The organism is Bacillus salipaludis (genome assembly GCF_004358205.1).
In genome coordinates this window covers 186982-212512 of the sequence record NZ_SMYO01000006.1, presented here as the reverse complement: position 1 = coordinate 212512, position 25531 = coordinate 186982, and the positions used below count along the sequence as shown (strand labels likewise).

The following is a 25531-nucleotide window of genomic DNA, read 5'->3' as shown; positions in this document are numbered from 1 at the left end:
TTAGACAGTCTCCTTTTTCGTACGAGTCGCTTTCACCATAATCGCAGAAAGAATACTAATTAACACAAAGTAACAAACGACTATAGCACTTGCGATATGCCCGCTTTGGTTTAATTTTTGATATAAATAGACTTGAACTGTTTCAAAGCTTCCTCCAACTAATAGATTTACCAGGACGAATTCCCCGAACAGGATGGAAAACGAAAGCAAAGCGGATACAAGTATTCCAGACATGATATTTGGTATAACTACTTTTAAAAATGCGGTTAAACGGCTTGCTCCCAGCATTTCTGCTGCTTCCATTAAAGATTCAGCGTGAATGTTTCGCAAGGAATTCCGCGTCCCTTGGTACATATAAGGAAGAATCCCTACAAAATAGGCCCCCATGGTCACAACTACCATCGAAATGCCGCTATTTGTGTAAGCGCGGATTAAACCTACCGCCAAAATAATTCCCGGCATCGCATAGGTCATTACAATCAGTGACTGAATTAATTTTTCTAATTTTGGCGCATATAGAACAATCGAAAATATCGCGGGAACCATAATCACTAGTGTAATAATCGTTGAACCTAAAGACATGATCAGGGACCGGCCTAAGGAGCTTAAAAAGCGAACATCGCCAAATAGATCGAGATACCATTTAAAAGTAAGTCCTTCAGGAAGAATTGTTTTGTGCCAGGAAGTAGCAAATGAATAGAGAAACGTTCCTAATAACGGGACCAATAAATACAGGAGGACGATTGTAATTGTAATATAATGATAGAATGGTTTTTTCATGATAAATCCCTCCGTATTTTTCTGGTTAACCATTCATTAATTAGCAAGGCAATCACTAATGTAATTCCTAAAATACAGGCAACGGCACTTCCCAGCTCCGGTTTAGCAAAAATATCACCGGTCGTTAGAGCACCAATCCTGATGGTAACGAGATTATACGTACTTCCAGCCAGGGCATACGCTGAAGCATAGGCGCCCATGGCATTTGCAAATAGAATACTAAAAGTTCCGGCGATACTTGGGCTGATAATTGGAACCCCGATTTTCAGCCAAAATTGTGCAGGCGAGGCGCCCAGCAGGAAGGCGGCTTCCTTCCACTGTGCCTGAATTCCTTGATAGATGGGATAAAGCATCATAACCGCTAGTGGCAACTGGAAATAAACATAAATAAGGACCATTCCCGACCAAGAATATAAATTAAAGCGACTCAGCATGTCCCAGCCAAAATATTTAAATAACAGGGTAAATAATCCGCTGTTACCTAATAAAACAATAAATGCAAATGCGAGCGGAATCCCGGCAAAATTAGCGGTCATATTGGCAAATACTAAAATACGATCCTGAATTCTTTTAGAAAAAAGAGTGATCGAATAGGTTGCGAACACGGCTAGAATAATGGCTATTAGACTTGAAAAAAGGGATATTAAAATACTATTTTTAAAGGCTTGATGATAATAAACATTTTTAATAATTTCTTTATATTGATCAAAGGTAAAACCTGTTCCCCCATTCCCCTGAAAGCTGCTTACAATCATAAAAAATAGCGGAATAAATAAGAAGAGAAGAATGATGAGAAAAAAAGGAATGATACTGGCAATCAACATGCCATTAAGACGTTTCAATCGGAAAACTCCTTTCTAAAAACCGCAAGCACGGTGGTTTTTTTAGGGAAAACCATTTTTAGTAAGAAACGCCTTCTTACAAAGAAGGCGCCCCTTTTAGGATAGGTATGGATAGCTTTTGCATCGCCGCAGAAGGTTGAATCGACAATAATTCACATGCTAAAGGCGCGATCTGCAATTGTGGTATTTCCTCTTTGTATATTCCGGCTTTTACCCGGGGACTAACAATAAACAAAGGAACCTCGCGCTCGGCCGCAGTCGTACCACCATGCTGGCCATCATCATTCATCCCATGATCGGCAGTAACAATGATTTGGTAGCCGGCCTCCAGCCATTTTGGCAGCACACTTGCTAGAATCATATCAACGGCAATCGCGCGATTTCGATACTGCGCAGAATCTGCCGTATATTTATGGCCATCATCATCAATATTCATCGAATGAACATAGAGGAAATCTGGTCCATATGATTGAAGAAGATAATTAGCATCGGCAAATAAATGCGAATCAGGATAATGGTCCTCCCAGTAGAAAATTCCTCTTTCAATCGTTTTCTGGCCATCTAATTGAATCCGATCAGTACCTGGATTAAACGGAGCTGAATTATAAAGTTCACTTACCCAATAATAAGATGCCGTTGCATTTTTCAGTCCATTTTTCTTTGTTAAGTGGAATAAACTTTCTTCATGTGACAACCTGACTGTTTGATTGGTGGTAATTCCATTTTTAACGACAGGAGTCCCGGTTAGTAACACCTCATATAACGGGCGTGATAGACTCGGTAACTCCGACTTCACCTTAAACCGTGAAGCGTTTCCTTTTTCTATCAGATGATGCATATAGCCCATCTGGCTGCTAGCAGTATCATAGCGTAACCCATCCAACATGATAAAAATAAGCTTATTTGACATTAACAAGCACCTGACTTTGCCATAAATCTAATAATTGTTGAACCGTTTGTTCCCACGCCTTCATATCTTTTACCGGTCTTACATTTTTGTACATGTCATCCGGTAGAAGCTTTGCTTTGGCATCCTCCGGAAGTTTTACATTTTGACGAATTGGTCGTGCGTAGCCTCGTGCAAGGTTTGCCTGCCCTGCATCTGAGAAAATATATTCTCTAGCAAGTTTGGCGGCATTAGGATGTTTGGCATATTTATTAATAACAGAAGCATAGCCTGACATGACCGATGTTTCTTCAGGAATGACTACATCAAAACGATTCGGATCAATTTGGTCACGGTAACCAAGACCATTAAAGTCCCAAACTAAAGCAACGTCGACTTCTCCTTTTTCTAAAGCGGTTAACTTAGGATCTGTTGTGACTAAACGGCCCTTTTTAGCTAAATCTTTAAAGAAGTCTACACCTGGCTGGATGTTTTTTTCATCTCCCCCATTAGCAAAGGCAGCAGCCAATACGGCAAATTGGGCTTGGCTTGCTTTCAATACATCCCCAACCGTTACTTTATAATCGCCATTCACTAAATCCTTCCAGGTTTTTGGTGGGTTTTTTACATTTGTTTTATCTGTAATGAAAGCGATGGTACCGGTATAACCCACCATCCAGTGACCCTCATCATCCTTTGCCCAATCTGGGACATCATTCCAATAAGAGGTTTTATATGGAAGCGTCAAGCCTTTTTCTTTTGCAAGCGGACCAAAGTTAATCCCTACATCGCCAATATCAGCAGTCGCATTATCCTTTTCTGATTCAAATTTCGCAAGTTCCTCTGCGCTCGACATATCGGTATCGGTGTGTTTAATATTGTATTTCGATTTTAAATCGTACCAAGTTTGTTTCCAGTTTGCCCATGCATCCGGCATTCCAACTGAATTTATTTCTCCTTCTTTTTGTGCCTTTTTCGTAATCTCCTCAATGGAAAGATTCTTGCTGCTGTCATCCTTTTTTGTCCCCGATGATGATGAACTAGAACATCCTGCAATAAGTGAAACGGATAGTAATCCAACCGCGGCCATCTTAAACAGTGACCTTTTCCCCATAATCAATCCCCCTTCGTGTTTTTTTCATGCCTTTTTAGATTTGTTTTACACTTTAAATCGTACCGAAACAAAGTAAAGCCGATATGAAACAAACATGAATAATTTGTATTACTTTATTAAGAGATTGTAAGGAATATTCAAATTGTTAAAAATAAAAATCACTTTCCAATTAATATTGAAAGTGATTTAAAAAGCAACTATCATTAATGTTCAAATGCTATCTTCTTAATTCCAGTTTCTAAATCGAATTTTGGGTACCAATTGGGTAGAATGATACCTTGATTCCAAGGAACCATCACTTCACGTATTCGATAGGGTCGTTTCCCCCATTCTATCGGCAGAGATTTCCCAATCACTTTTTCGTAAATTTTTACAATTTCTCTTAATGACATTGGATTATTTGAACTTATTGCAAATTCTTCCTTTTTTGCACATATCCCGTCTAAATGACGGTCAATTGTGACCATATAAGCATTTACCACATCATCAATGTAAACAAGGTCAATTAATTGCTCACCATTTGACATTGCTAATTGTTTCTCTTCTTTCACTGTTTTTTGGAGTAGGGAAATCAACTTTGATCTAGAATCATTTGGACCATACGTATCAAATAATTTTAATGTTGTTACATTTAGAGATGTAACTTCCGTATAATAGGTCAATATTGCATTAAACGCTTCCTTAGTAGCTGCATACAAGCAAACAGGATTATATGGCTGATTGTTGAAATGCTGCCATGAAGTCCCAGTATTAATTAAATGATAAATATTGCTCTTTACCATAGCTTCAACTAATTGGGTTGAATATAAAATGTTACTTTTAATCATTGGATCAATATCATGCGGTGAATGATTTGCTAAAAACAAAGAAGCTAAATGAATGACAACATCCGGCTTAGTCTTACTCATAATTTCAATTAAGTTTTCAGTTGTTCCGTCATGAACATGTATTGTTACCTTTGTGAGTACATCTTTTAAAAGGGAAGTGTTAGAGTTTGGACGTATAATTATATGCGTATTCCAACCTGCTGATACAAGTTGGTTTGTGAGATGTGACCCGATAAACCCCGTTGCACCAGTAACTATAATTGTTTTTTTATTTTTCATTATTTTCTTCTTCTCTATATTCAAATGGGGTAATGAAATCTGAAAATGAGGCAAGTTGTCTATCTCTATCTGAAAGAATTGGATGTTGATCGGGCCATGGAATTCCAACCGAATCCCATCTGATACCACTGTCGTGAGCAGGGGAATAAACTTCTGATACGTTATAAACCATTATCGCCTTCTCACTTAGTACATAAAAACCATGTGCCATTCCTTTTGGAATAAGAATGCTCTTACCATTTTGAGAATTTAAGTAAAACAATTCAAATTTTCCATACGTAGCTGACCCTTTTCGTAAATCCACTACAGCGTCAATAACACTTCCATAAGTACAATAAACCAATTTATCGTGATCATAAGGGGGTAACTGAAAATGCAGACCTCTCAAGACCCCTTTATGTGATAATGAAAAATACTCTTCTTTATATTCTGTTTGGAGATTAAATTTTTTAAATATTTCATTATGAAATGTTTTTACAAATACTCCTCTTTCATCCGGATATACGTTAGATATAATCTCATAACATCCTTTGAGCTTTGTCTCTTCAACCTTCATATACCGATACCCCTGCATTTTCATATTCAGTAATTTGGACTAAACATAGTTCCCTCAGATCCTTTTGGTTTTGATATGCTTTTGTCCACTCCACCACTTTTAAGATGGATTGAGCAATGTTCCAACGTGGTTTCCAATTTAGTATACTTTTAGCTTTAGAACAGTCCAACTTTAATAGATTTGCTTCATGCGGTTGCTCCTCGTTTAAAATTTGAAGTTTTTCCTTTTCTCCCCAAGTTTCATAAAGTAAGTGAACAATCCCTTCAACAGAAATTACATCTTCATCATTTGGACCAAAATTCCACGGACCGTTATACCGCACTCCATCCCTATATAATTTTTCTGCTAGGGAGATATAACCATTTAAGGGCTCTAGAACATGTTGCCAAGGACGAATGGATTGCGGATTTCTTATTCTTATTTCTTTTTTATTCAATATTGCACTCAAACAATCTGGGACTAACCGATCACTCGCCCAATCTCCACCTCCTATTACGTTGCCCGCTCTCGCTGAAGCCAGAGCTAATAGATGCCTTGAATAATTATTTGGATTAAAAAATGAATGGGTATAACAGGAGGTTGCTAGTTCAGCGCATGCTTTGCTATTTGAATAAGGATCATATCCTCCTAAAGTGTCCGGTTCACGATATCCCCATAACCATTCTTTGTTTTCATAGCATTTATCAGAAGTAATATTCACAAGCGCCCTCTTTTTTGATGAAGTATTCGTTAATTTTCGTACAGCGTCTAACAAATTAACAGTACCTATAACATTTGTTTCATAGGTTTCAATTGGATTAGAGTAAGATTGTCTAACAAGAGGCTGGGCAGCCAAATGAAAAATGATGTCAGGGTCAAAATCTTTAATTACCGAACTAAGAAAATTGTAGTCTCTTATATCACCGATAATGGAATATACTAATTCATTTACTTTACATTGCTCAAATAAACTTGGAATAGTAGGTGGCTCTAAAGAATAACCGGTAATTTCCGCTCCTAAAGAATGTAACCATAAACAAAGCCACGATCCTTTAAATCCTGTATGACCAGTAATAAATACTTTCTTTCCTTTCCAAAATGACTGCTGAATCATTAAGAAACCTCATTTCAACTCCAAATTTTCCAAGGTGCTTTACCTGATTTCCAATACTGTTCTAAATAATTTTTATCTCTAAGTGTATCCATAGGATGCCAAAAGCCGTCATGCTTGTACGCCATAAGTTGGCCCAATCCCGCAAGCTTTTCGAGCGGTTCTTTCTCTAGAACCGTAGTCTCACCATCAATAAAATCAAAAAATTCTGGTTGAAAAACAAAAAATCCACCGTTAATCCACCCACCATCACCTTTTACCTTTTCCTTGAAAGCCATTACTTCATTATTATTTGAAAGCTCTAAAGACCCAAATCTGCCAGCAGGCTGTACTGTAGTAAGAGTGGCAATTTTTCCATGTGATTCATGGAATTCTACGAGTTCTTTGATATTGATATCTCCCAATCCGTCCCCATAGGTTAATAAAAATGGCTCATTGCCAACATATTTTTGAATCTGTTTAATGCGGCCTGCTGTCATCGTTTCTAATCCTGTTTCTGCCAGGGTGATCTTCCATGGCTCAGCCTTTTGGTTATGCATAATACTTTGGTTTCCATGGGTAAAATCCAGTGTCACGTCAGATTTGTAGAGATAGTAGTTTAAAAAATAATCTTTAATCTTATAGCCTTTATAACCCAAACAAATAATAAAATCATTAAATCCATAACTGGAATAAATTTTCATGATATGCCAAAGAATTGGGTACTCTCCAATTTCAATCATTGGTTTAGGTTTTAGGTGAGATTCTTCACTTATTCTAGTTCCGTAACCTCCTGCTAGTATAACGACCTTCAATTTTCTTCCACCTCTGATTCAAATGCACGATGTAATGTTTCTATCATATAATCCAGCATTTCGCTCGTTAAACCCGGATAAACCCCAATCCAAAAGGTTTGGTTCATGATGATGTCAGTATTCTTGAGGCTGCCTATTACTTTGTGATTAATATTTTGATAGGCAGGTTGCCTTAAAAGATTTCCTGCAAACAATAATCGAGTACCAATCATATTTTTTTCCAGGAACTGAGTGATTTCATTGCGTGTTTTTGGGGATTTTTCATGAACGGTTATTGGAAAACCGAAGTAGCTTGGACGGCTATTTGGTGTATCTTCTGGTAGGATGAGGAAATCCTGAAGATCTGATAACCCTTTTTTTAAATAAGCATAATTTTCACGGCGGGATTCAATAAATGCATCCAGTTTCTCTAACTGTGCAAGTCCCACGGCTGCCTGCATATCTGTAACCTTTAAGTTATAACCGATATGGCTGTAGGTGTATTTATGGTCGTATCCATTTGGAAGTGTCCCCAGGTTCCAACCGAACCTTTTCTTGCATGTGTTGTCCTTACCAGGTCCGCACCAACAATCACGCCCCCAATCTCTAAAGGATTCGACAATCTTTTTTAAAAGTGGATTAGAAGTTAATACTGCGCCGCCCTCCCCCATTGTAATATGATGTGCTGGATAGAAGCTTACAGTTGCCAAGTCGCCACATGTGCCGACCTTTTTTCCATTATATTCAGATCCAACAGCATCACAGGTATCTTCAATTAACCAAAGATTATATTTTTCTGCAATTCGTTTTACTTCGCTTAAGTCGAATGGGTTCCCAAGAGTATGGGCAATCATGATCGCTTTCGTTTTATCCGAAACAGCAGCTTCTAGTGACTTCACTTGAATATTATAGGTTGGAATATCGACATCCACGAATACCGGGATTAGTCCATTTTGGATAATTGGGTTAACCGTAGTCGGAAACCCGGCCGCTACAGTTATTACTTCATCACCTGATACGATACGACGATCACCTAATTGTTCAGATGTCAAAGCGGAAAGAGCTAATAAATTCGCACTTGAACCGGAATTTGTTAAAACGGCATAACGATTATTCATATATTTTGCGAATTTTTTTTCGAATTCATTCGAATATCGTCCTGCAGTTAACCAAAAATCTAATGAAGAATCTATTAAAAAAGCTAATTCTTGCTCATCAAAAACCTTTCCGCTCACAGGAATATAATCAATACCGGGTTCAAAGTCCTTTTTCTGCCACTTGGCTTTATAGTACAGTTTTGTTAAGTCAACGATCTCTTTTCGAAGGTCCTGAGGACTTTTTTCCATTTATAACATCCCTTCTTTACGATTCCCATATGGCTTGGAATTAGATTTGAAGTGTCTTTACGTATTTCCTGACTGGATTATTTATATCCCTATAAACTGGATGAATAAAATAAGTTTCTTCATTACTACTCATAATCGATTCTACTTCTTCCAAAGTGATTTGAGGGTACGCTCTATTCCAGAGGTCTATATCCTTAGGGTAACGTTTTGCTTTCATCCCGAGCGTATGAGTTAAAGTGGCAAATAGCATTTCTTCGAGGGCAAAAATGTCTTTCTCGTGTTGTTTCATTAATTTTTTTATCTCATCCAATTTATCAAAATCCATTATAGCCTTTACGTAATTCTTACTAAAAACTTGCCCCCCCATAAAACCTGCAAGAAAATGATTCCTATTAAATATTGGCTGCCAAAGCGGCCACACCTTCATCATAGTTTGTCCTGGCTGCCACCAATCTTCCGGTTCCGAGAAGCGGGCAGCCATATAATCAACCCCTTGCATTTCTGCAATAACAAACTCCTCAAATCCTTTTTTAACAAATAATGCATCGGAATCCAAATTTACTAAATAATCATACGGATATTGGATTTTCTCAAGCCATTCCATCACATTTAACAAAAACCAAGAAAGGTCTTGTCCCCATGTTAATGGAAATGAGGTTGGACATATCGGCACGCCAAGATTTTTACAGAGATTAGGATCTTGGCCGCTTTGAAATAAAACAACGGACGAATTTGGGCAGAAATACTTAATATTTTCTAACAATTGAATTATCACGTCCCTATTTTCATGGACTGGAATTGCTATGCAAATATTCTTCATCATTTTCCACCTTTCATTTTTCAACAATAACAATTTCACTGTAAGAAAATAACTCAGGAAAATTTTATAGGCGTTTTTTCGCTCTACTTAATAATTCTAAATTAAATCTAATAAACAATGTTGAGCTAAAGATTTCAAATACCTATTTACATGATCCTTTTCAAAAGTTACAAACTTATCAAATTGAGATAAAAATTGTAATAAATTAATATGTGGAATGTCATCATTTAGAAAAGTGACATCTAATTCTTGTTTTCCTAATCCTTGTTTTATTTCCAATTCATAGTTCCAAAACCCATAGTATTTAGAAGGTATCCAAAAGGTAAATCTGGAATTTTCTTGATTATTAGATGCAATCTCACCTATTTTCTCTTTCCAGTTCGATATTTGACTTGACCAGTCAGCAACAACAATAATATTTAATTGGCCCGATTGAGGGTTTCTATTTATAATGGGTTCCCGAAATTGTCCAATTTTTACCGGATAAAAGTGAAGGTCTTTATTAAAACGGGTTGTAGTAATAAGTTGTTCTCTAGCTTTTTCATCGTGGGTATAAAGCTTCCACTTATTTTGAAATTTATAATAGTTAGATGTCAAAGCAGAGTTTAATGATTGTGGGTCTTGATTAAAGGTAATACAACCAATATGGTGTACGAATGAGCCACCAACAAGTGCAAGTTTAAAGCCTGCAATCCTTACTCTTAGTGACCAATCATCATCATCATAGTTTCCAATTCCATACCAAAAGTCATTTCCCCCTATTAATTCAATTACATTTTTTTTAAAAACCATACAAGCGCCTATAACTCTATCAAGGTAAATCGTATTTTCTTTATGGCTTTCCATAAAATTTTTGGCAAATTCCTTCATTGCATCTAAGGAATGAAAGGTGACTCCCAAGTGTTGGGGACCAGACCCATAGGAAAGATAGGGAACAGCAACCCCAATAGCAGGGTCTTCTTCCATTGTTTTTCTGATGCCATCAAACCAATTCTCTGGAAAAACTAAATCATTACTTAAGATACTAATTATTTCTCCACTGCAATGCTCTAATCCACAATTTATGCCTACGGGATACCCCATGTTTTCATGTTTATGCACTGGTATAATATGAATTTGACCTTGATATTGCCTTTCCATTTCCAAGATCCCTAGTGTGGTGTAATCCTCTGATCCATTATTTATTATTATTAATTCAATCCCCTTTTGAAAATAAGAAACATCTAAAGATTCTATTAATGATGTAATCGCCTGCTTACTTAGACTCCAATTGTTAAAGCATAAAATAACAAAGCTATAATAAGGCAAAAAGATCTCCCTCCTTTTATTAAACTATTCTCTAGTATGAAGGAAATAAATCGGAATATAATTGCAATCGCTTTGAAAAGTACTAATAATGTATGCTCTGCCTTAATGCTTGGCTAAACTTTTTCATTAGGTGAAAAATAAAAAGATTGTAAGCGTTATAATTAACATTAATAATTGCATCCAATGAATCTTAAATTTTTATTGAAAAAACCCATTTATATGTGAATTTTAAAACATACAGTACGTAAAGTTTTTAAGTGCCATATTATAACAAAGGCATACTTTATCAAGTAATATTTTTATAAGTTGAGGTGATTAAATGAAAAGGGCATTGGTCGTTTATGTTGAGGATAAGCCCAGTTTATTAATGCAGTTTGGCTGGCTTTATACTTCTTTAAAATATATTGAAGCGGATGATACAGATTTAGTGGTTTTTGGAACAAAAAATGCTTTAAAAAAGATTCCTGATGATTGTATTAAAATTGAACAAAGCCCCATTAGTTATAATAAGGAATGGCAAAATTATCACTACATCAATTCAATTGCTTGTGTGGCCGATGATAGTGCGGCATTTCTTAATCAATATGATCTGCTTCTTCGGACGGATGTTGATACATTCCTAACACCTGCTTGGAAAGATTTTTTTCCAGATTATTATACGGTGGGTGGCGGAGGGTATGTTAACGATTCTGAAGTAAGCGGAAATTTAAAAACGATCGCTCAAAAACTTGGATATCGACACCAGGGACATCATAATATTGGCTCTACCCATTACGGCTGGGCTCCATTAGTCAGGAACGTTTGCATACATTCATTAGCAGCAGCGAAATATATTATCAATAATGAATTTAGCAACGGATATGGTATATGGCCAGGATGGTACAAGGGAGTTGTATCCATGTATAGCAATGAAATTGCGGTTAACCATCTTGTAGACAAAGTGATTATCGACGGAAATAAGTTAGATTATTTTTCTACATCATCTGAATCTACTTTAGACCACCCACACATACACTGCTGGCACACAGCTGAAATGTTCTCAAAGTTTGCTTTCGAACTTGGTTACTATGACCACATTAAATTGGAGGAACTTGATCAATCAATTGTAAAAGATTATTGTCTTTTTATTGCCTTAAAGGCTAAGCAAGAACGGATTGGTCTTTAAAACCAATTCCTGTATTAGCCAGAAAATTATTATGCAACCTAAAAAAAGGAACATGGTCAAATTTAAACCATGTTCCCTTTTCTTTGAATTGATAAAAATAAAAGAGAGTTCTAGATAAATCAATATGTGAGAATTAATTGCTATTTAAAATGATATATTAAACTTCTCCATAAACCAGTTATCATCATGTTTTCTCTTTTTAAAATATAAGGCTCGCTTCTCTAGTACATTGCCTGAAAGGACATCATCCAATATTTTTTCTTTATCGCTATATTTTATTAAACTAGAAAGCTTTGCAACTCGTACTAAATTCAAATGTAACAAAGCCATTCTCATTAAGTTATAATTAATAAAATCCCATTTTAATTCAAATGGTGCCGACGGTCGAAATACATGTAAAATTGTAACCTCTGGAACAATGTAGCATTGATAGCCAAACAGCCACAACTTAAATGAAATTTCTTCATCCTCATGTCCCCAGACAACAAATCCCCTATCAAACCCATCAACATCCAAGTATGCCTCTTTTGAAATCGCCATACAGCCTCCAGCCAATAATGGGACAGGATAAGGATCCTTTTTTCTATCCGTATTCCATTTTGGTTCTAAATCCTTACTCCAAGTATATCCATAACCAATGTTGCTGGGATTGGCCGCATCAGCAATACCAGGATTGGCGGCAGCTGCTTTTCCATTTTTTATCGGATCTATTAAACGTTCAATCCAATAATCTTCAAAGAAAAGATGAGCATCGCAAAAAATAAAAATATCCCCTTTAGCGATGTCAGCTCCCGCATTTTTTGCATTTGCAAGACCAAGTCCTTCTGTACGAATCATTCTGATTTTTTCATTTGGGGTGTTGTCCAGAAAAGTACAGCATCCATCCTCTGAATAATCATCTACAACAATAATCTCATAATCGGCATCTGTTTTAACATTAAATAATGATTCCAGCGTATTTTTTATGTGTTCCCCTTCATTTTTAACTGGAATTATGATAGAAACGAAAGGCTTTCTTCCTTCGGCATCCATGTAAACACTCCTTTAATTATCTTCTTGAATATGTATATGTACAAGAAATTATGTAGGTGTGAAAAATGGACATAGGGATAGTTACCAAATTATTCGTTTTTCCATAATCGTCTAAGCAAATTTTATAACATATCATATTGTATATGGACAGGTTGGTAACTTCCTGAATTAATCATTATAAAGGAGTGAAAAAATCTATGCCGTTGCCTTGTTCAAATGACACGGTTAACCTTGGCGGGTTCCAAATAACTTTTCTTCCACAAACTAACCCCCAACAATTTTGTTACCTCGTAACAAATGTAAGTTCTCAAAACCAATTAAGTCACTTTAATATTGGAGTAGATTGCCCTGATGCTCAGAACTTTGTTAATGGTTTAATGTGTGGTTCAAATGTGTTCATTTCTGTAACACCTACAAACCCTTTAATGCCTGTAACAGCTCAATGCTCTATCATTACAAATCCTAATGGTCCAAATCCATTTGTAGGAATCAGCTTCGCAGATGTTTCCGGGCTTACTGTAGGTAATTCAGCAACTTTTTGCGTCACATTTTCCAACAGTGTAACCGTTTCTTTAGGGTGTGTTCAAGCAGCTACATTTGCGGGTGGAAGTCTTTCCCAAACCCCACCAGGGGTCACAATTCCAGGTCCTTCCTGTCTTCCGCCAGCAACTACGACCGCAGCTCCGACTACTACTGCCGCACCGACTACTACTGCGGCTCCAACTACTACTGCGGCTCCAACTACTACTGCGGCTCCGACTACTACTGCGGCTCCGACTACTACTGCGGCTCCGACTACTACTGCGGCTCCGACTACTACTGCGGCTCCGACTACTACTGCGGCTCCGACTACTACTGCGGCTCCGACTACTACTGCGGCTCCGACTACTACACCACCGCCAACGACGACTGCATGTCCGCTTCTTCAGCCTATAGCAAATATGGAAGCTGCACTTGCAGAAACGTTACACGTTTTTAACCAAAATGGAACTGTAGAGGAAATTGAGCAAATCTTAAAGCTAATCATTAAAAAAGAAATTCTGTTAGAATTGTTACTTGAAGAATGTCCTGGTTTTGAAGATGATTAAGACAAGTTAGTTTAGAAAAGGCCCATCGCTTTTGCGAAGGGCTTTTTCTGCATAAGAAAATCAATTAAAAGCTGACTTTATAAAAATGTTATAAATTAAGAAGCTCATTCATTAACCAAATGAACGAGCTCCTCCTCAAATTTAAAAAACTATTAACCTGCGTTATTAAATTCCTCTAATAGTAATTCAAGAACGATCTCCTTTTTAATTATAAGCTTTAATAACCTCTCGATAAAGCCTGTGTCAGGGTTCTGAACTTTTACTGCTGCATTCAAAGCATCTGCTAATGCCTGCTCCATTGCAGCGGCTGCAGTTCTAAAATCATCCTGTGGTGATGCCAAGCTTACCACCCCTTTCTGTTTACTGCTTTATCATATGTTGGGTGAATATAATTGCCTAAGCAAATGTCTAAGTTCTTAAAAATTGAAAAAAATACTTTTCATAAACAAAGTGTCTTATCTTTTCACAAACCTAAATTAATCCATAGCGTTTACTTTACATATCCGTCTATAACTAATCTGAAACTGGGCAAACGTACAAACATTTAATAAAAATGAACATAAATTTAAAGTAACAAATGAAAAGAGGTGTGCTTATGCCCCCCCATCATGAACATCATGAGCCTCATGATCATCATGCAAAGGATGAACATCACAAGTCTCGTAAATGCTCACAAAGAAAGTGTCAGAAAAAAATAAATGAAATTCTCTCTTCAGTTGCTGAGATTGAAAAAGCATTGGCTAATGCAATAAATGCTGAAACAGAACTTCTTAGAAGAGAACACCTTTCTCCAGGTCAAGTATCTTTTCTCACAGAAAAATTGGAAGAACTAATTCGATTGGCAATCAAAAAAGAAATTATTCTCGAACTGTTAATTCAAGATGCAATTAAGGCCTGTGAACAATCGGAATGTCATGAACATCATGGAAAGAAATAAATTTTTTCAAACCAAATTTTCTATTAACAATTAGTGTTTTATTAACTGATGCTTTTTTTATTGAAAAAGGGGAGGTACATTCTTTATGAATCCTCACCCTTTATCATTGTTTATTTTACGGATATGTTATTTCCGAGAATCTTCTTGGTTTTGGTTAGAAATACTTTGCATTTTTTTATTTACTGCGTCTTGTGCCGCCTTATAAATGGATGTTGTTTTATAAATTGGTGTTGATTTATAAACGGTAGTTGGTTGAGCAACTATTTTTTTATTACCACCACAATTACATCCCAAGTAAATCCCCTCCTTCATTTATAAAGAAACAAGGTTTGAATCAAACCCTGTTATTATAACAATCTATGTAAAGACCTTTTGAAATGTGTAGTTAATAAGACTAGCATTAAATAAAGCAATGGAAAAAGACTCAGGTGCCCAAACACCTGAGTCTTAAACTTTATCAAAATTGAACTATGTTTTGATGATTTTTGAAGTTGTAAGATCGCTGTCATCGATTTCAGCCGAATCGCCTTTCTTGCGTCGAATAAAGAAATAAGATGCCACTACAAGTACAGCAATGAGTAAGGTTAAAAATACTTGTGATCGCATGGAATCAATAAAGACCATTGCGACTAAAATGGCGACAATCCCTGCGATGGTCACATAGGTTAAGTAAGGAAATAACCACATTTTTACCTTAAGCAGTTCTGGATTCTCACGCTGTACATTACGACGCATTTTCAAATGAGAAACGGCAATTACAAGGTATACTAATAGCGCAATTCCCCCTGAAGCATTGACTAGGAAGAGGAAGACTTTATCAGGTGAAAAATAATTGAAGATGACTCCTATATAGGCAAAGACTGTTCCAAAAAGCACAGCATTTGCCGGAACCCCTTTCTTACTAAGCTTTAAGAATGCTTTTGGAGCATCCCCCGTTTTTGCCATACCATATAACATCCGGGAATTCGTATAAAGACCTGAATTCAAACAGGAAAGGACGGCTGTTAGCACGACGAAATTCATTATTTGTGCTGCCGCAGGAATTCCAACATGCTCAAGGACGGCAACGAATGGACTTTTTAAAAGATTAGCAGAATTCCAAGGAAGCAAGGTAACAACAACGGCAATCGATCCGATATAAAAAATAAGAATCCGCCAAATAACACTGTTTGTGGCAATTCGAACGGCTTTTGCAGGTTCTGCGGATTCCCCTGCGGCAACAGCAACAATCTCGGTACCCATAAACGAGAAAATGACAACGGTAATTCCAAGAAGAATGGAACTGATCCCGTGCGGCATAAATCCGCCTAACCCGGTTAAGTTAGAAGCCCCTGGAGCTGTCACGCCTGGCATAAGACCAGATATAACCGCGAGACCGACAATTAGAAACAAAGTGATGGTTGCAACTTTGATGAAAGAAAACCAATATTCAAATTCACCAAAAGATTTTACAGAGTAAACATTGGTGAGGGTTAATAAAATCGTTAAAACTAAGCTTAATAGCCATGCCGGGATATTGGGGAACCAGTACTGTATATTGGCTGCTCCTGCTGTTGCTTCGATCGCAATTACGATCACCCAGAAGAACCAATAAAGCCAACCTATGGTATATCCGGCCCATGGGCCGATTGCTTCACGTGCATATGTAGAAAAAGATCCACTCGTCGGATTAACAGTAGCCATTTCCCCAAGCATTCTCATGATGAAAATGACAAGCAGCCCGGCTAGTCCATAAGAGATAATCGAACCAGGGCCAGCAGAGTGGATAACAGCACCACTTCCCATAAAAAGGCCAGCACCGATTACTCCCCCGATGGAAATCATCGTAATATGGCGAATTTTTAACTCTTTTTTTAAATTCTCTTGGTTTTGACTCAAATTCAACACACCCTTTGTCCGAAATTTAAAACTTTTATGTTTCCTTTATTTCGACAAATATAAATCGGGAAGTATCACCTACTTTCTACTACAATATTATTTTACCAACGGTGAAGTCATTTGGAATGCGACCAATATCCCAACATTCCAAATTGTTATTCTTTTTAAATATTATATCCAAGTGAGAAAGCGCATTCATTAGACAAATTGTAAAATAATTCTGCAAGAAGATATGACAAAATGAAAAAAGGGCAACAACGCCTGATGCCCTTTTGTTTGTAATTTATTATTAATTGAATAGTATTTAATCTTAATCATTTGGTAACCATTCTAAGGAAAAAGATTAAATCGGTGGAAACACTATTATGTCCGAGTTGATGGAGCACTGCTGAGGCATTCCCGCGATGGTAGGTCCCATGATTGCTGAGGTGTTCAATGATTTCGTAAAGCTCATTTTGAAACATTTCGCCTTTTGAATTTTGGTATGAAATTTTTCCTTCTATTATATATAGCTGTTTGTAGAGTTGGTAAAGTTGATCAAATGATTGAATGGCCATGGTCGGTGAATCAAATTTTATTGTCTCTAAAACGGGTGCTTTTTCTCCGGAGATTCGTTTCCGCCACATAGAATCGACTGAATAAATATGTTCAAATATAGCTGCAAGCGATGGAAAAATGCTGTTAACTTCTTTAATAAAAAGCTCCTCATCTAATTGATTAATATGTTCTAATAATGTACGGTTGGCCCAGTGGTGATATTGGAGTTTTGTTTCCATTGATAATAGCATCGTTTCCCCTCCTTCATCAGGAAATAAACTAACCTAATTGTATATGGGAAATCATGGTTTATGCAATCATTAAAGATATAGCATTATAAGAAGCGGTGTTAATAGTGACATCACCACACCTGCAATGATCATCGCAATACTTCCCATCGCACCCTCAAATTCTCCCCACTCAAAGGCACGGTTGGCTCCTATTGCCTGTGCTGATGTTCCTAATGCAAGTCCTTTTGCAACACCACTTTTGATCCGGGCATGTTTTAAAAGGAGTGGACCGATGATCAGTGAAAAAATGGCTGAGGTGAAAACAAAAAGGACTGTTAGTGAAGGAATCCCTCCAAGTGAGTTGGAAATCGACAGAGCAATAGGAGCGGTAACTGATTTGGGTAGTAAGGAAACCATGATTTTTTGGTTTAAATGGAGTGCTTTTGTTAAAACAACAATTGAAGCAACGCCCAATACCGTTCCAGGAAATACACTCGAAAGAATCACAGGTAGATATTTTTTTATGAGAAGAATCTGCTTATATAAAGGTATGGCAAGAGAAACAGTGGCAGTTCCTAATAGAAGTGAAAAAATCCCCGTCCCGGAAGTATAAATCTTCATATTCATGTGAAGCAAAGACAGTACACTAACAATAAAAACAGACACAGTATACATTGGATTTAGCCAAGGCTTATTAAATTTTTGAAAAACACGAACACCTGCAATGTAGCTTAGTAATGTGATCCCTGTACATATGAATAAACTTTCAATCCATTTTTCCACCTTGTTTCCTCCTTTGTGTTCTTGTTTCAATTGTTTCTGCAATAACTGCAGTTGCCAGCAGGACGACCAAACTGCTTATAGCCAGAACGATCGCAAGCTTTGCTCCCTCCAATTGGAAAATCCCAATATTATTCCATATACCGACAGTAAAAGGAATAAATAACAGCGTAATATGCTTAATATGCAATTGGGCAATTGTTTCTACCCACTTGAGTTGGCAAACTCTAAAGTTCAGTGCAATAAATAAAAGAAATAATCCAGCAATGCTTCCAGGTATCGAAAGCTGTAACCATGATACCATTCCATTCCCGATTGAATAGAACAGCAGTATTGTGAAAAATTGAACAAAATAACGAAGCATCAACCCAACACCTCCTGATAGCTACGTGAATAAATCTGATTTATATGATTTAAGTATGCCATATTAGAGGAAGTGAATCTTAAATTATGTAAGCTTTCATAACATAGAAATTTCATATCTAAGCAAAAGTATGTAAGATAACCTTCTTAAAATAATGGCTCTGTTACACTTGGATGTTGATTTCCGCTCCAGGCACTTCGCTTTCCGTGGGCGGTTCGGGGAGCCTCCTCGTCGCTTCGCTCCTGCGGGGTCTCCCCTGTCCCGTACTCCCACAGGAGTCTTCGTGCCCTCCGCTCCAATCAACGTTGTTCAAAAATCCACATTTTCCTTTAACAGAGCTAAAATAATAAAAAGGCGCATTATGCGCCTTGTTTTCATTTATGAATCATTTTACAAGTTCCTTCTGATTTTTTTGAAGACGGAATGGTTTATGCGCAAAATACACCTTTGCAATAGCACGGTTATCACAAGCCGAGCATTTTATTTGATATGATGCTTTACTAATATGGGGAGTATCCATTAATGCAATGATCTCCTTCATATGACTGTTACATACCCACATAAGATCACCCGCCAATCCTTCTTAATATGAATCTGCTACAATACTAATTTTAGAGAAATATTAAACCGATGTTACTTCCTTTTGCAGTTTATCAGGTTTTCTTTTGATTACCTGTTTTGTTACCTCTTCATCCCAAGAAAGGGAAACATCTCCGTTGGTTACAAAGGTTTGACAGCCAAGGCGGTAGCCTTTTTCAAGCCATTCTTCCCCTAATTTTCTTTTTTCTTGAATTTTTACTTTATCCAGGTATTCTGCTCCTTCAATCGCTTTAAAAACACATGTTCCGCAAATTCCTCCGCCGCACCGGTTTGGAAGCTCTCCGTCATAGCGAAGGGACATTCTTAAAATATTCGAATTTTCCGGCACATCTAATTGTTTATCATTGTTAACAAAATGAATTTTCGGCATCTCCCAAGTCCTCCCTTTTTTATCTTCTTATTAGTAATTCATTTAGAGGGGATTTCCATTTTCTTTTTATTTAGCTTCTCTTTCCGGTTCTGTATATAGGTGATATACGCTTTTTTTGAGTTTTCGATATGAATTCTCATAAAATACTCTGCTAATTCTGTTTCTTGATTACGCAATGCTTTCATGATTTCAATATGTTCCCTTAGAGAATCTTTACGTCTCCCTGGTGTTTCGTATCCCATATTGGCAGCCATATGAATAAAATCAATCAAACTGGAAAGAATTTCAAACAATTTTGGGCTTTTCGATGCTTTGTTGATAAGACGGTTCATTTGAATATGTTCAAGATTATAATTTTCTTCCGCTCCTGCTTCGAGTTCCATCAGTTCTTGGATTTTTTGATCAAGTTCTACTTTGATATCCTCATCCATTTTTTCTGCGGCTAATTTGACAGCGAGAACTTCTAAAGAAGAAAGAATCGTAAACACTTCGATAACTTCAGTTTCTGATATATTGGAAACTACTACCCCTTTTCTGGGTACGGTTTTTACAAATCCTTGAGATTCCAAACGGAACAGAGCCTCTCGGATTGGGGTGCGACTAATATTCAGTTTCCCTGCGAGTTCTCTTTCAATCAACCGATCACCGGCTTTATATTCACCTTCAAGAATCATATCTTTTAAGTATAAATATGCATGTTCTCGTACTGATAAAAGATTGTTTTCCTCCCACCTAATATCCATTCATCACACCCTCTTATTTCTTAAGTATTTTCATTCCCTTTTATCAAAATTATGATAAAAATACCCCGCCATAGATTAGCGCTCCAAGAATCAGTAATGATGGATGGAGCTTGATTTTAATTAAAGCGAAATAACTCACTACAGCTAACAAAACTAAATGAAAGACACCGCTTTTTTCAAAAGCCGTTAAGAAAAATTGATAAGCCATTACGCCCAGCAAGATAGCGATAATGGGCTGTACAGACTTGGTCATGAGCTTGACTCTTGCGTTATCTTTAAATAAATTTACAAATTTAAACAATATTATTACAGCTATGGCAGAGGGAAGGATTGTAGCTGCCAGCCCAACAATTGCGCCAATCGGACCACCCACTTGATAGCCGATAAACCCGCCAATTTTGGTTGCAATCGGACCAGGCAGGGCATTCGCAATCGCTAATATATTCCCAAATTCAGATGCTGACATCCAATGATAATGATTAACGACTTCATTTTGGTATAATGGAATTGTAGCAGGACCGCCCCCGTAGCCCAGTAAATTCGAAATTAAAAATGCCCAAAAAATATGCAAATAGATCATGAACTTTTTTCCTCTCTTTTAACAACAACTTCGGCCTGTTTGGCGGCAGCTTTTTCTTTACGGTCTGCAATAATAAAGGCAGTAATTAGAAAAATAGCGATTAAGATTCCTGGATGTAATCCTAGGAACTGGACTACAATTAATGATAGGACAGATAGGCTAATCATTTTCGATAAACCAAGTCCTTTTCGACCATTTTGGAAAAACCGGTAAGCCATTTCCGCGAGCATAAATCCAATTACAGGCGTAACCCCTTGCACCATTCCACTCACAATCGGGGAATTCCGAAACGAATAAAGTGCAGTTAATAAGGCAAACATTGCAATGATCGATGGCAGGATATGAGCAAGAATGGCCACGGTTGCTCCTAATGTACCCTTCACTTTAAATCCAATATAGGCCGCCATTTTTGTCGCAATTGGCCCTGGCAATGTATTGGCCATCGCCAAAATCTCGGAAAATTCTTCTTCAGATGTCCAATGATATTTTTTGACCGCTTCATATTCAATCAACGGAATTGTTGAGGGCCCGCCCCCGTAGCCTGTTATACCAGTGCGGGCAAACCCAATCGCTAAATCAACATACGGTTTCACATGTGTATCCCCTTTCTTCAACCAATCATCTATTTCTTTGATAACAATCCCTTCCGGTTGAATGAACATGGGCCTCATTCTGTCCAAGCTTTTAATTGAATGAGCTCACTATTTTTTAATATCTGCTGTAGTGATGACTTCAAATCCATCTTTTTCTACATAGTGTTGTAATGCTTGAAGAGCTGCCGTTCCAACTGCTGTATCTTGTTCACCGTTTCCACCGCTTACCCCAATGCCGCCAATCACTTCACCGTTTACCACAATCGGGAATCCACCTACAAAAATTGCAAATTTCCCTGGAAGCATTTGGTTGATACCAAATGCCTCATTTCCCGGCAGTGCAGGACCATTTGGTTCTTTATTAAAGAGGTGAGTAGATCGCTTATGTCCTGCTGCAGTGTAGGCTTTGGCGATGGAAATTTCCGGACCGGTAATTCGTGCTCCATTCATTCGCTCAAGTGCAATGAGATTTCCTCCGTCATCCACAATTGCAATGGTTTCGAGAACATTAATTTCTTCTGATTTTTTCTTGGCCGCCTCAATCATTAATTTTGCTTCTTCTAATTCTAATTTCAATGCTGTTTTCATTTTATGTTCTCCTTTTCATTTTTTTAATAACCGATATATACTGTTTTCAATTGTGAAAAGAATTCAAGACCCACTCTTCCAGATTCACGGAATGTTGAAGTACTTGATTTTTTCAAACCGCCAAAAGGTGCATTCATTAAATTACCAGTCGTCGTCCGATTGACTTTGACCGTTCCGGCCTGAATATCTTTTGTAAATTGGTTGGCAATCTTCAAATTATTGGTCACGATAGAAGCAGATAATCCGTACTCAACATCATTGGCAACAGCGATGGCCTCTTCATATGTATCCACTTCAATAACGGCCACGACAGGTCCAAAAATTTCTTCTTTTGCAATTCGATGATTCGGCTTTACATTTGTAAAAATGGCAGGTCTTACAAAGTAGCCCTTTTCGAATTCCCCTGTTGTTAATGGCTCGCCGCCATAGACTAATTCGGCGCCATCTTCTTTACCAAATTCGATATAATTTAAAACATTTTTCATTTGTTTTTCGTTTGCAAGCGGTCCAATTTTCACCCCCGCCTCAAAACCATTTCCTATTTTTAGGACGCTAGTTTTATCAACAAGCTTTTGAATAAATGCTTCTTTTACTTCCTTCAATACAATGACCCGGCTCGTTCCGGTGCAAGCTTGCCCTGTTAAGGAGAATCCACCATTTACTGTCAGGGTTGCGGCTAAATCGAGGTCAGCATCATCCATGACAATTAATGGGTTTTTTCCGCCCAGTTCCATCTGCGTTCGAGTTGTCATAGAAGCTTTTCGATGAATATCTTCACCGGCTGCAGTTGAGCCTGTAAACGTGACAGCCCTGACGGACGGATGGGTTACCAATCGGTCACCAATGTCACTTGCCTTGCCCGTTACGAAATTAATAACACCATTTGGAATGCCTGCTTCGTAAAGTGCTTCAACAAGGCGTACGGCAATGAGTGGTGTATCAGAAGAGGGCTTAAAAACCACCGTATTACCTGTGATTAAAGCGGGAGCGATTTTTCGGGCAGGAATCGATAGAGGAAAGTTCCAAGGAGTTATGACACTCACCACTCCAAGCGGTTCTCTTTCCGTGGATACCTTCATGTTTGGATCATCGTTTGGAAATGTTTCACCTGTAAAACTTTGCCCCTCAACAGCATAGTATCGAAGTGTTTGGGCAGAGCGTAACACTTCATTCTTAGCATCATTAACATGCTTACCTTCTTCACGTGTTAACTCTTCGGCTAACTGATCAGCTTTTTGCTCCAGAATATTTGCTGCTTGATTTAAAATGGCTGCTCGTTTGGATGGCGCTGTTTTAGCCCAACCTGGGAACGCCTTTTGGGCAGCTTCAATGGCTAAATTTACGTCGTCTTCATTAGACGCTTGGAAAACCCCGACAACTTCTTCTTTATTGGCAGGATTTAAACTATTAAACGTTTTTTTGCTTACCGATTCCTGCCAAATCCCATCTATATAGTTATTAAATGTTTCTACTTTTGTAGTTATCACTACGATCACCTTTTTCGTTTATTTAAGTAAAACTTTCTAATAAAAGCGGCCGTCAATTAAACCTTTAACTACAAGATTATTCTGACGGCCTACAAATTAGGAAAGTAATGACTTATTTATATTTTCATATACTGATATTATTTTGTTTCTACTAATGCGCCTAAATCTTGTTCTAAGTATTCCTTCCATAAGCCATCCATGTACATACGACGCATTTTTGCTCCAGTACGTACAATTTCTAGGCAGCGCTGTTGTAATTCTGGTGTGTCTGCGTGGTCAAGCACAATTTTATAACCGCGCTCACCATGGATTTCATCTGAAACAATGTGTAGATCGAAGAATTCAATTTCTTCATCTGTAAAGTTGTATTGCTCACGTAACGCTGGAGTTTGTTTACGGTAAATATCTGGAACCTGCGACTCAAGTCCAACTACTAATGCTGCAGTGGCAACAACGAAATTCTCACGTGCTGCAACCGCGAAACACCAGCTCTGTAATCCTAATGTAGTTGGAGCCATATTTTCAGGATTCATTACTCGTTCACGAGTAGTTCCACATGCCTCAGCAAAACGAATAAGGAGATCCGTGTGGCGGTCAGCAGCGATTTCTTCTTCATACATGTTTTGTAAGGTGAAATCTTTAGCAGCTTCGAATTTTGGATTGGTTGGAGTATTGTGATAAATATACGCTAAGTAATCAGCGAATGGGCCAACGTAGTGGTAATGGTTTTCTGCCCATCTAGCAAAGTGTTTTCTTTCCAATTTACCTTCAGCCCAAGCTAATGTAAACGGTGCCTTTTGGCTATGATTTCCTTTAATTGCTTCCTCTAATTCCTTGCGAAACTCATCTTTTGATAATAATTCTGCCATTTTAAATCTCCTCCTTAGTTTTTATGTAGATTTTCAATGCTGCTATTGGCATTTGATATTTTGTATACCAAACTTCGATAAAAAAATAAAGTTTACTAGTTTTTTACCGTTTCCACTGTGTTAATAGTGTATTTGGTATACCTTGATTTAATAGTAACCGATAAATGACTACTTGTAAACACAATTTTTAGAATTTTTTAAAGATTATTGAAAAATACTTAATTTTCTCTATTTTCGATTTAGGAATGGACATCCACATGTATATTTAATAATTTAAAGAGCTCTGCTGAAAGATTATCCAGGGACTCCTCTACGATCTCACGGCCTATTGCAAAACTGGCTTTTGTTGCGTCACCAATACAACCATTTTGGGTCATTTCCTCGTAACGATAAAATCCTTGTATTGCTTTCCCAGGTCTTAGCTGTTTCCATCTACCTTCTTCTTGAATATCCCCTTTTTCTAGTTGGTCCATTCGGACAATCTCTGGTGCTAAATATAAAGCTTCCGAAACTTCACGTTCACAGCTATGGCCAAATAAGCTTGAACCAATATAGTTCTGAATCGATTTTTTTGCAGATGCAGTTGTTTTTGCATAGTAAACTTCTACATCCAGTTCTTTTGTTAAAGTCAGTGAAGCAACATTGAGTGTAGATTGATTCCCGCCATGTGAGTTTAATAATAAAAATTTCTTAATTCCATGATGCTTCAAAGAGGAAATCATATCATGTAAAATCGCAATGAGTGTAGATGGATTCAGTGAAATGGTTCCAGGAAAATTCATATGGTGTTCCGAAACACCCATATTCACCGTTGGCGTAACTACCGCATAGGGAAACATTCTCTCCCCAAGCCGCTTGGCCATCCTTTCAGCCAGAACAGCATCACAGCTTTCCACCATATGGGGACCATGCTGTTCATGTGCGCCAACCGGGATAATTGCAACCTGAACACTTTTTAATGCTCCTTCAACCTCTTTCCATGTCATCCTGGTTAAATCATAACCCTCCATCACAAATCTCCTTTGAAAATCAATGTATTTTGTATACCAATAAATAAGTTAAAAAAATA

General features: G+C 37.5%; 30 protein-coding genes. 3 read left to right on the top strand and 27 right to left on the bottom strand.

Annotated features, from left to right (window positions below):
- From E2K98_RS14190 to E2K98_RS14140, 11 genes are all read right to left on the bottom strand, one after another.
- A complete protein-coding gene (locus E2K98_RS14190; protein ID WP_133335137.1) occupies positions 1–780 on the bottom strand; it encodes an ABC transporter permease in 780 nt (259 codons plus the stop codon).
- Complete coding sequence (locus E2K98_RS14185; RefSeq protein ID WP_372512719.1) at positions 777–1622, bottom strand: ABC transporter permease; 846 nt, start codon at positions 1620–1622, stop codon at positions 777–779. The genes E2K98_RS14190 and E2K98_RS14185 overlap by 4 nt, the downstream gene beginning before the upstream one ends.
- 76 nt (positions 1623–1698) lie before the next feature.
- Positions 1699–2532: an alkaline phosphatase family protein gene (locus E2K98_RS14180; RefSeq protein ID WP_133335135.1), complete on the bottom strand. Its 834-nt coding sequence runs from the start codon at positions 2530–2532 to the stop codon at positions 1699–1701.
- Positions 2522–3622 (bottom strand): ABC transporter substrate-binding protein, encoded by a 1101-nt coding sequence (locus E2K98_RS14175; protein ID WP_133335133.1) that lies wholly within the window; start codon positions 3620–3622, stop codon positions 2522–2524. Before E2K98_RS14175 ends, E2K98_RS14180 begins: the two co-directional genes overlap by 11 nt.
- A gap of 203 nt (positions 3623–3825) precedes the next feature.
- Complete coding sequence (locus E2K98_RS14170) at positions 3826–4728, bottom strand: NAD-dependent epimerase/dehydratase family protein (RefSeq protein WP_133335131.1); 903 nt, start codon at positions 4726–4728, stop codon at positions 3826–3828.
- Positions 4718–5284, bottom strand: coding sequence for a dTDP-4-dehydrorhamnose 3,5-epimerase (gene rfbC, locus E2K98_RS14165; protein WP_133335129.1), 567 nt, complete (start codon positions 5282–5284; stop codon positions 4718–4720). The genes E2K98_RS14170 and rfbC overlap by 11 nt, the downstream gene beginning before the upstream one ends.
- Positions 5274–6377, bottom strand: coding sequence for a CDP-glucose 4,6-dehydratase (gene rfbG, locus E2K98_RS14160; protein WP_133335127.1), 1104 nt, complete (start codon positions 6375–6377; stop codon positions 5274–5276). The genes rfbC and rfbG overlap by 11 nt, the downstream gene beginning before the upstream one ends.
- Before the next feature lie 14 nt (positions 6378–6391).
- Complete coding sequence (gene rfbF / locus E2K98_RS14155) at positions 6392–7168, bottom strand: glucose-1-phosphate cytidylyltransferase (RefSeq protein WP_133335125.1); 777 nt, start codon at positions 7166–7168, stop codon at positions 6392–6394.
- Positions 7165–8493: a lipopolysaccharide biosynthesis protein RfbH gene (gene rfbH / locus E2K98_RS14150; RefSeq protein WP_133335123.1), complete on the bottom strand. Its 1329-nt coding sequence runs from the start codon at positions 8491–8493 to the stop codon at positions 7165–7167. The genes rfbF and rfbH overlap by 4 nt, the downstream gene beginning before the upstream one ends.
- 40 nt (positions 8494–8533) lie before the next feature.
- Complete coding sequence (locus tag E2K98_RS14145) at positions 8534–9313, bottom strand: hypothetical protein (RefSeq protein ID WP_133335121.1); 780 nt, start codon at positions 9311–9313, stop codon at positions 8534–8536.
- A 96-nt stretch (positions 9314–9409) separates the two neighbouring features.
- Complete coding sequence (locus tag E2K98_RS14140) at positions 9410–10621, bottom strand: glycosyltransferase (RefSeq protein WP_165976273.1); 1212 nt, start codon at positions 10619–10621, stop codon at positions 9410–9412.
- A 319-nt stretch (positions 10622–10940) separates the two neighbouring features.
- Between E2K98_RS14140 and E2K98_RS14135 the strand changes: the two genes are divergently transcribed.
- Complete coding sequence (locus E2K98_RS14135) at positions 10941–11786, top strand: DUF7164 domain-containing protein (RefSeq protein ID WP_133335117.1); 846 nt, start codon at positions 10941–10943, stop codon at positions 11784–11786.
- Between the two features lie 144 nt (positions 11787–11930).
- Here E2K98_RS14135 and E2K98_RS14130 read toward each other — a convergent pair whose 3' ends face one another.
- Positions 11931–12818: a glycosyltransferase gene (locus E2K98_RS14130; RefSeq protein ID WP_133335115.1), complete on the bottom strand. Its 888-nt coding sequence runs from the start codon at positions 12816–12818 to the stop codon at positions 11931–11933.
- Positions 12819–13015: 197 nt separating this feature from the next.
- On the opposite strand from E2K98_RS14130, the gene E2K98_RS31445 reads away from it, so the two are divergent.
- Entirely contained in the window at positions 13016–13906 is an 891-nt protein-coding gene (locus E2K98_RS31445; protein WP_208025370.1) for a hypothetical protein, read from the top strand.
- Positions 13907–14058: 152 nt separating this feature from the next.
- Here the strand turns inward: E2K98_RS31445 and E2K98_RS14120 are convergent, their stop codons facing one another.
- Entirely contained in the window at positions 14059–14247 is a 189-nt protein-coding gene (locus E2K98_RS14120) for a hypothetical protein (protein WP_133335113.1), read from the bottom strand.
- Positions 14248–14501: 254 nt separating this feature from the next.
- Between E2K98_RS14120 and E2K98_RS14115 the strand changes: the two genes are divergently transcribed.
- The gene (locus E2K98_RS14115) at positions 14502–14843 is read left to right on the top strand and encodes a hypothetical protein (protein ID WP_133335111.1); all 342 of its coding nucleotides are present in this window, start codon (positions 14502–14504) and stop codon (positions 14841–14843) included.
- A 126-nt stretch (positions 14844–14969) separates the two neighbouring features.
- Here the strand turns inward: E2K98_RS14115 and E2K98_RS30950 are convergent, their stop codons facing one another.
- The 14 genes from E2K98_RS30950 to E2K98_RS14050 form a co-directional block, all read right to left on the bottom strand.
- Positions 14970–15137: a hypothetical protein gene (locus E2K98_RS30950; protein ID WP_165976272.1), complete on the bottom strand. Its 168-nt coding sequence runs from the start codon at positions 15135–15137 to the stop codon at positions 14970–14972.
- A 174-nt stretch (positions 15138–15311) separates the two neighbouring features.
- The gene (gabP, locus tag E2K98_RS14110; protein WP_133335109.1) at positions 15312–16721 is read right to left on the bottom strand and encodes a GABA permease; all 1410 of its coding nucleotides are present in this window, start codon (positions 16719–16721) and stop codon (positions 15312–15314) included.
- A gap of 314 nt (positions 16722–17035) precedes the next feature.
- Positions 17036–17509: a DinB family protein gene (locus E2K98_RS14105; RefSeq protein WP_133335107.1), complete on the bottom strand. Its 474-nt coding sequence runs from the start codon at positions 17507–17509 to the stop codon at positions 17036–17038.
- 69 nt (positions 17510–17578) lie between these two features.
- Complete coding sequence (locus tag E2K98_RS14100) at positions 17579–18271, bottom strand: LrgB family protein (protein ID WP_165976271.1); 693 nt, start codon at positions 18269–18271, stop codon at positions 17579–17581.
- Entirely contained in the window at positions 18255–18632 is a 378-nt protein-coding gene (locus E2K98_RS14095; protein ID WP_235824819.1) for a CidA/LrgA family protein, read from the bottom strand. Before E2K98_RS14095 ends, E2K98_RS14100 begins: the two co-directional genes overlap by 17 nt.
- A gap of 385 nt (positions 18633–19017) precedes the next feature.
- Entirely contained in the window at positions 19018–19194 is a 177-nt protein-coding gene (locus tag E2K98_RS30945; RefSeq protein WP_155925787.1) for a hypothetical protein, read from the bottom strand.
- A gap of 60 nt (positions 19195–19254) precedes the next feature.
- Entirely contained in the window at positions 19255–19602 is a 348-nt protein-coding gene (locus E2K98_RS14085; RefSeq protein ID WP_133335101.1) for a 2Fe-2S iron-sulfur cluster-binding protein, read from the bottom strand.
- A 38-nt stretch (positions 19603–19640) separates the two neighbouring features.
- The gene (locus tag E2K98_RS14080) at positions 19641–20345 is read right to left on the bottom strand and encodes a GntR family transcriptional regulator (protein WP_133335099.1); all 705 of its coding nucleotides are present in this window, start codon (positions 20343–20345) and stop codon (positions 19641–19643) included.
- 49 nt (positions 20346–20394) lie between these two features.
- On the bottom strand, positions 20395–20925 hold the full coding sequence (locus E2K98_RS14075) for a chromate transporter (RefSeq protein ID WP_133335097.1): 531 nt from the start codon (positions 20923–20925) through the stop codon (positions 20395–20397).
- Complete coding sequence (locus tag E2K98_RS14070; RefSeq protein ID WP_235824809.1) at positions 20922–21587, bottom strand: chromate transporter; 666 nt, start codon at positions 21585–21587, stop codon at positions 20922–20924. Before E2K98_RS14070 ends, E2K98_RS14075 begins: the two co-directional genes overlap by 4 nt.
- A 39-nt stretch (positions 21588–21626) precedes the next feature.
- A complete protein-coding gene (locus E2K98_RS14065) occupies positions 21627–22106 on the bottom strand; it encodes a GlcG/HbpS family heme-binding protein (RefSeq protein WP_133335094.1) in 480 nt (159 codons plus the stop codon).
- Positions 22107–22129: 23 nt separating this feature from the next.
- Positions 22130–23593 carry an aldehyde dehydrogenase family protein gene (locus E2K98_RS14060; RefSeq protein ID WP_208025369.1) on the bottom strand — a complete coding sequence of 488 codons (1464 nt, stop codon included), beginning with the start codon at positions 23591–23593 and terminating at the stop codon, positions 22130–22132.
- Between the two features lie 137 nt (positions 23594–23730).
- Positions 23731–24462, bottom strand: a complete 732-nt coding sequence (locus E2K98_RS14055; protein ID WP_133335090.1) for a TenA family transcriptional regulator — start codon at positions 24460–24462, stop codon at positions 23731–23733.
- A gap of 239 nt (positions 24463–24701) precedes the next feature.
- Positions 24702–25472, bottom strand: a complete 771-nt coding sequence (locus E2K98_RS14050; protein ID WP_133335088.1) for a creatininase family protein — start codon at positions 25470–25472, stop codon at positions 24702–24704.
- Positions 25473–25531: the final 59 nt, after the last annotated feature.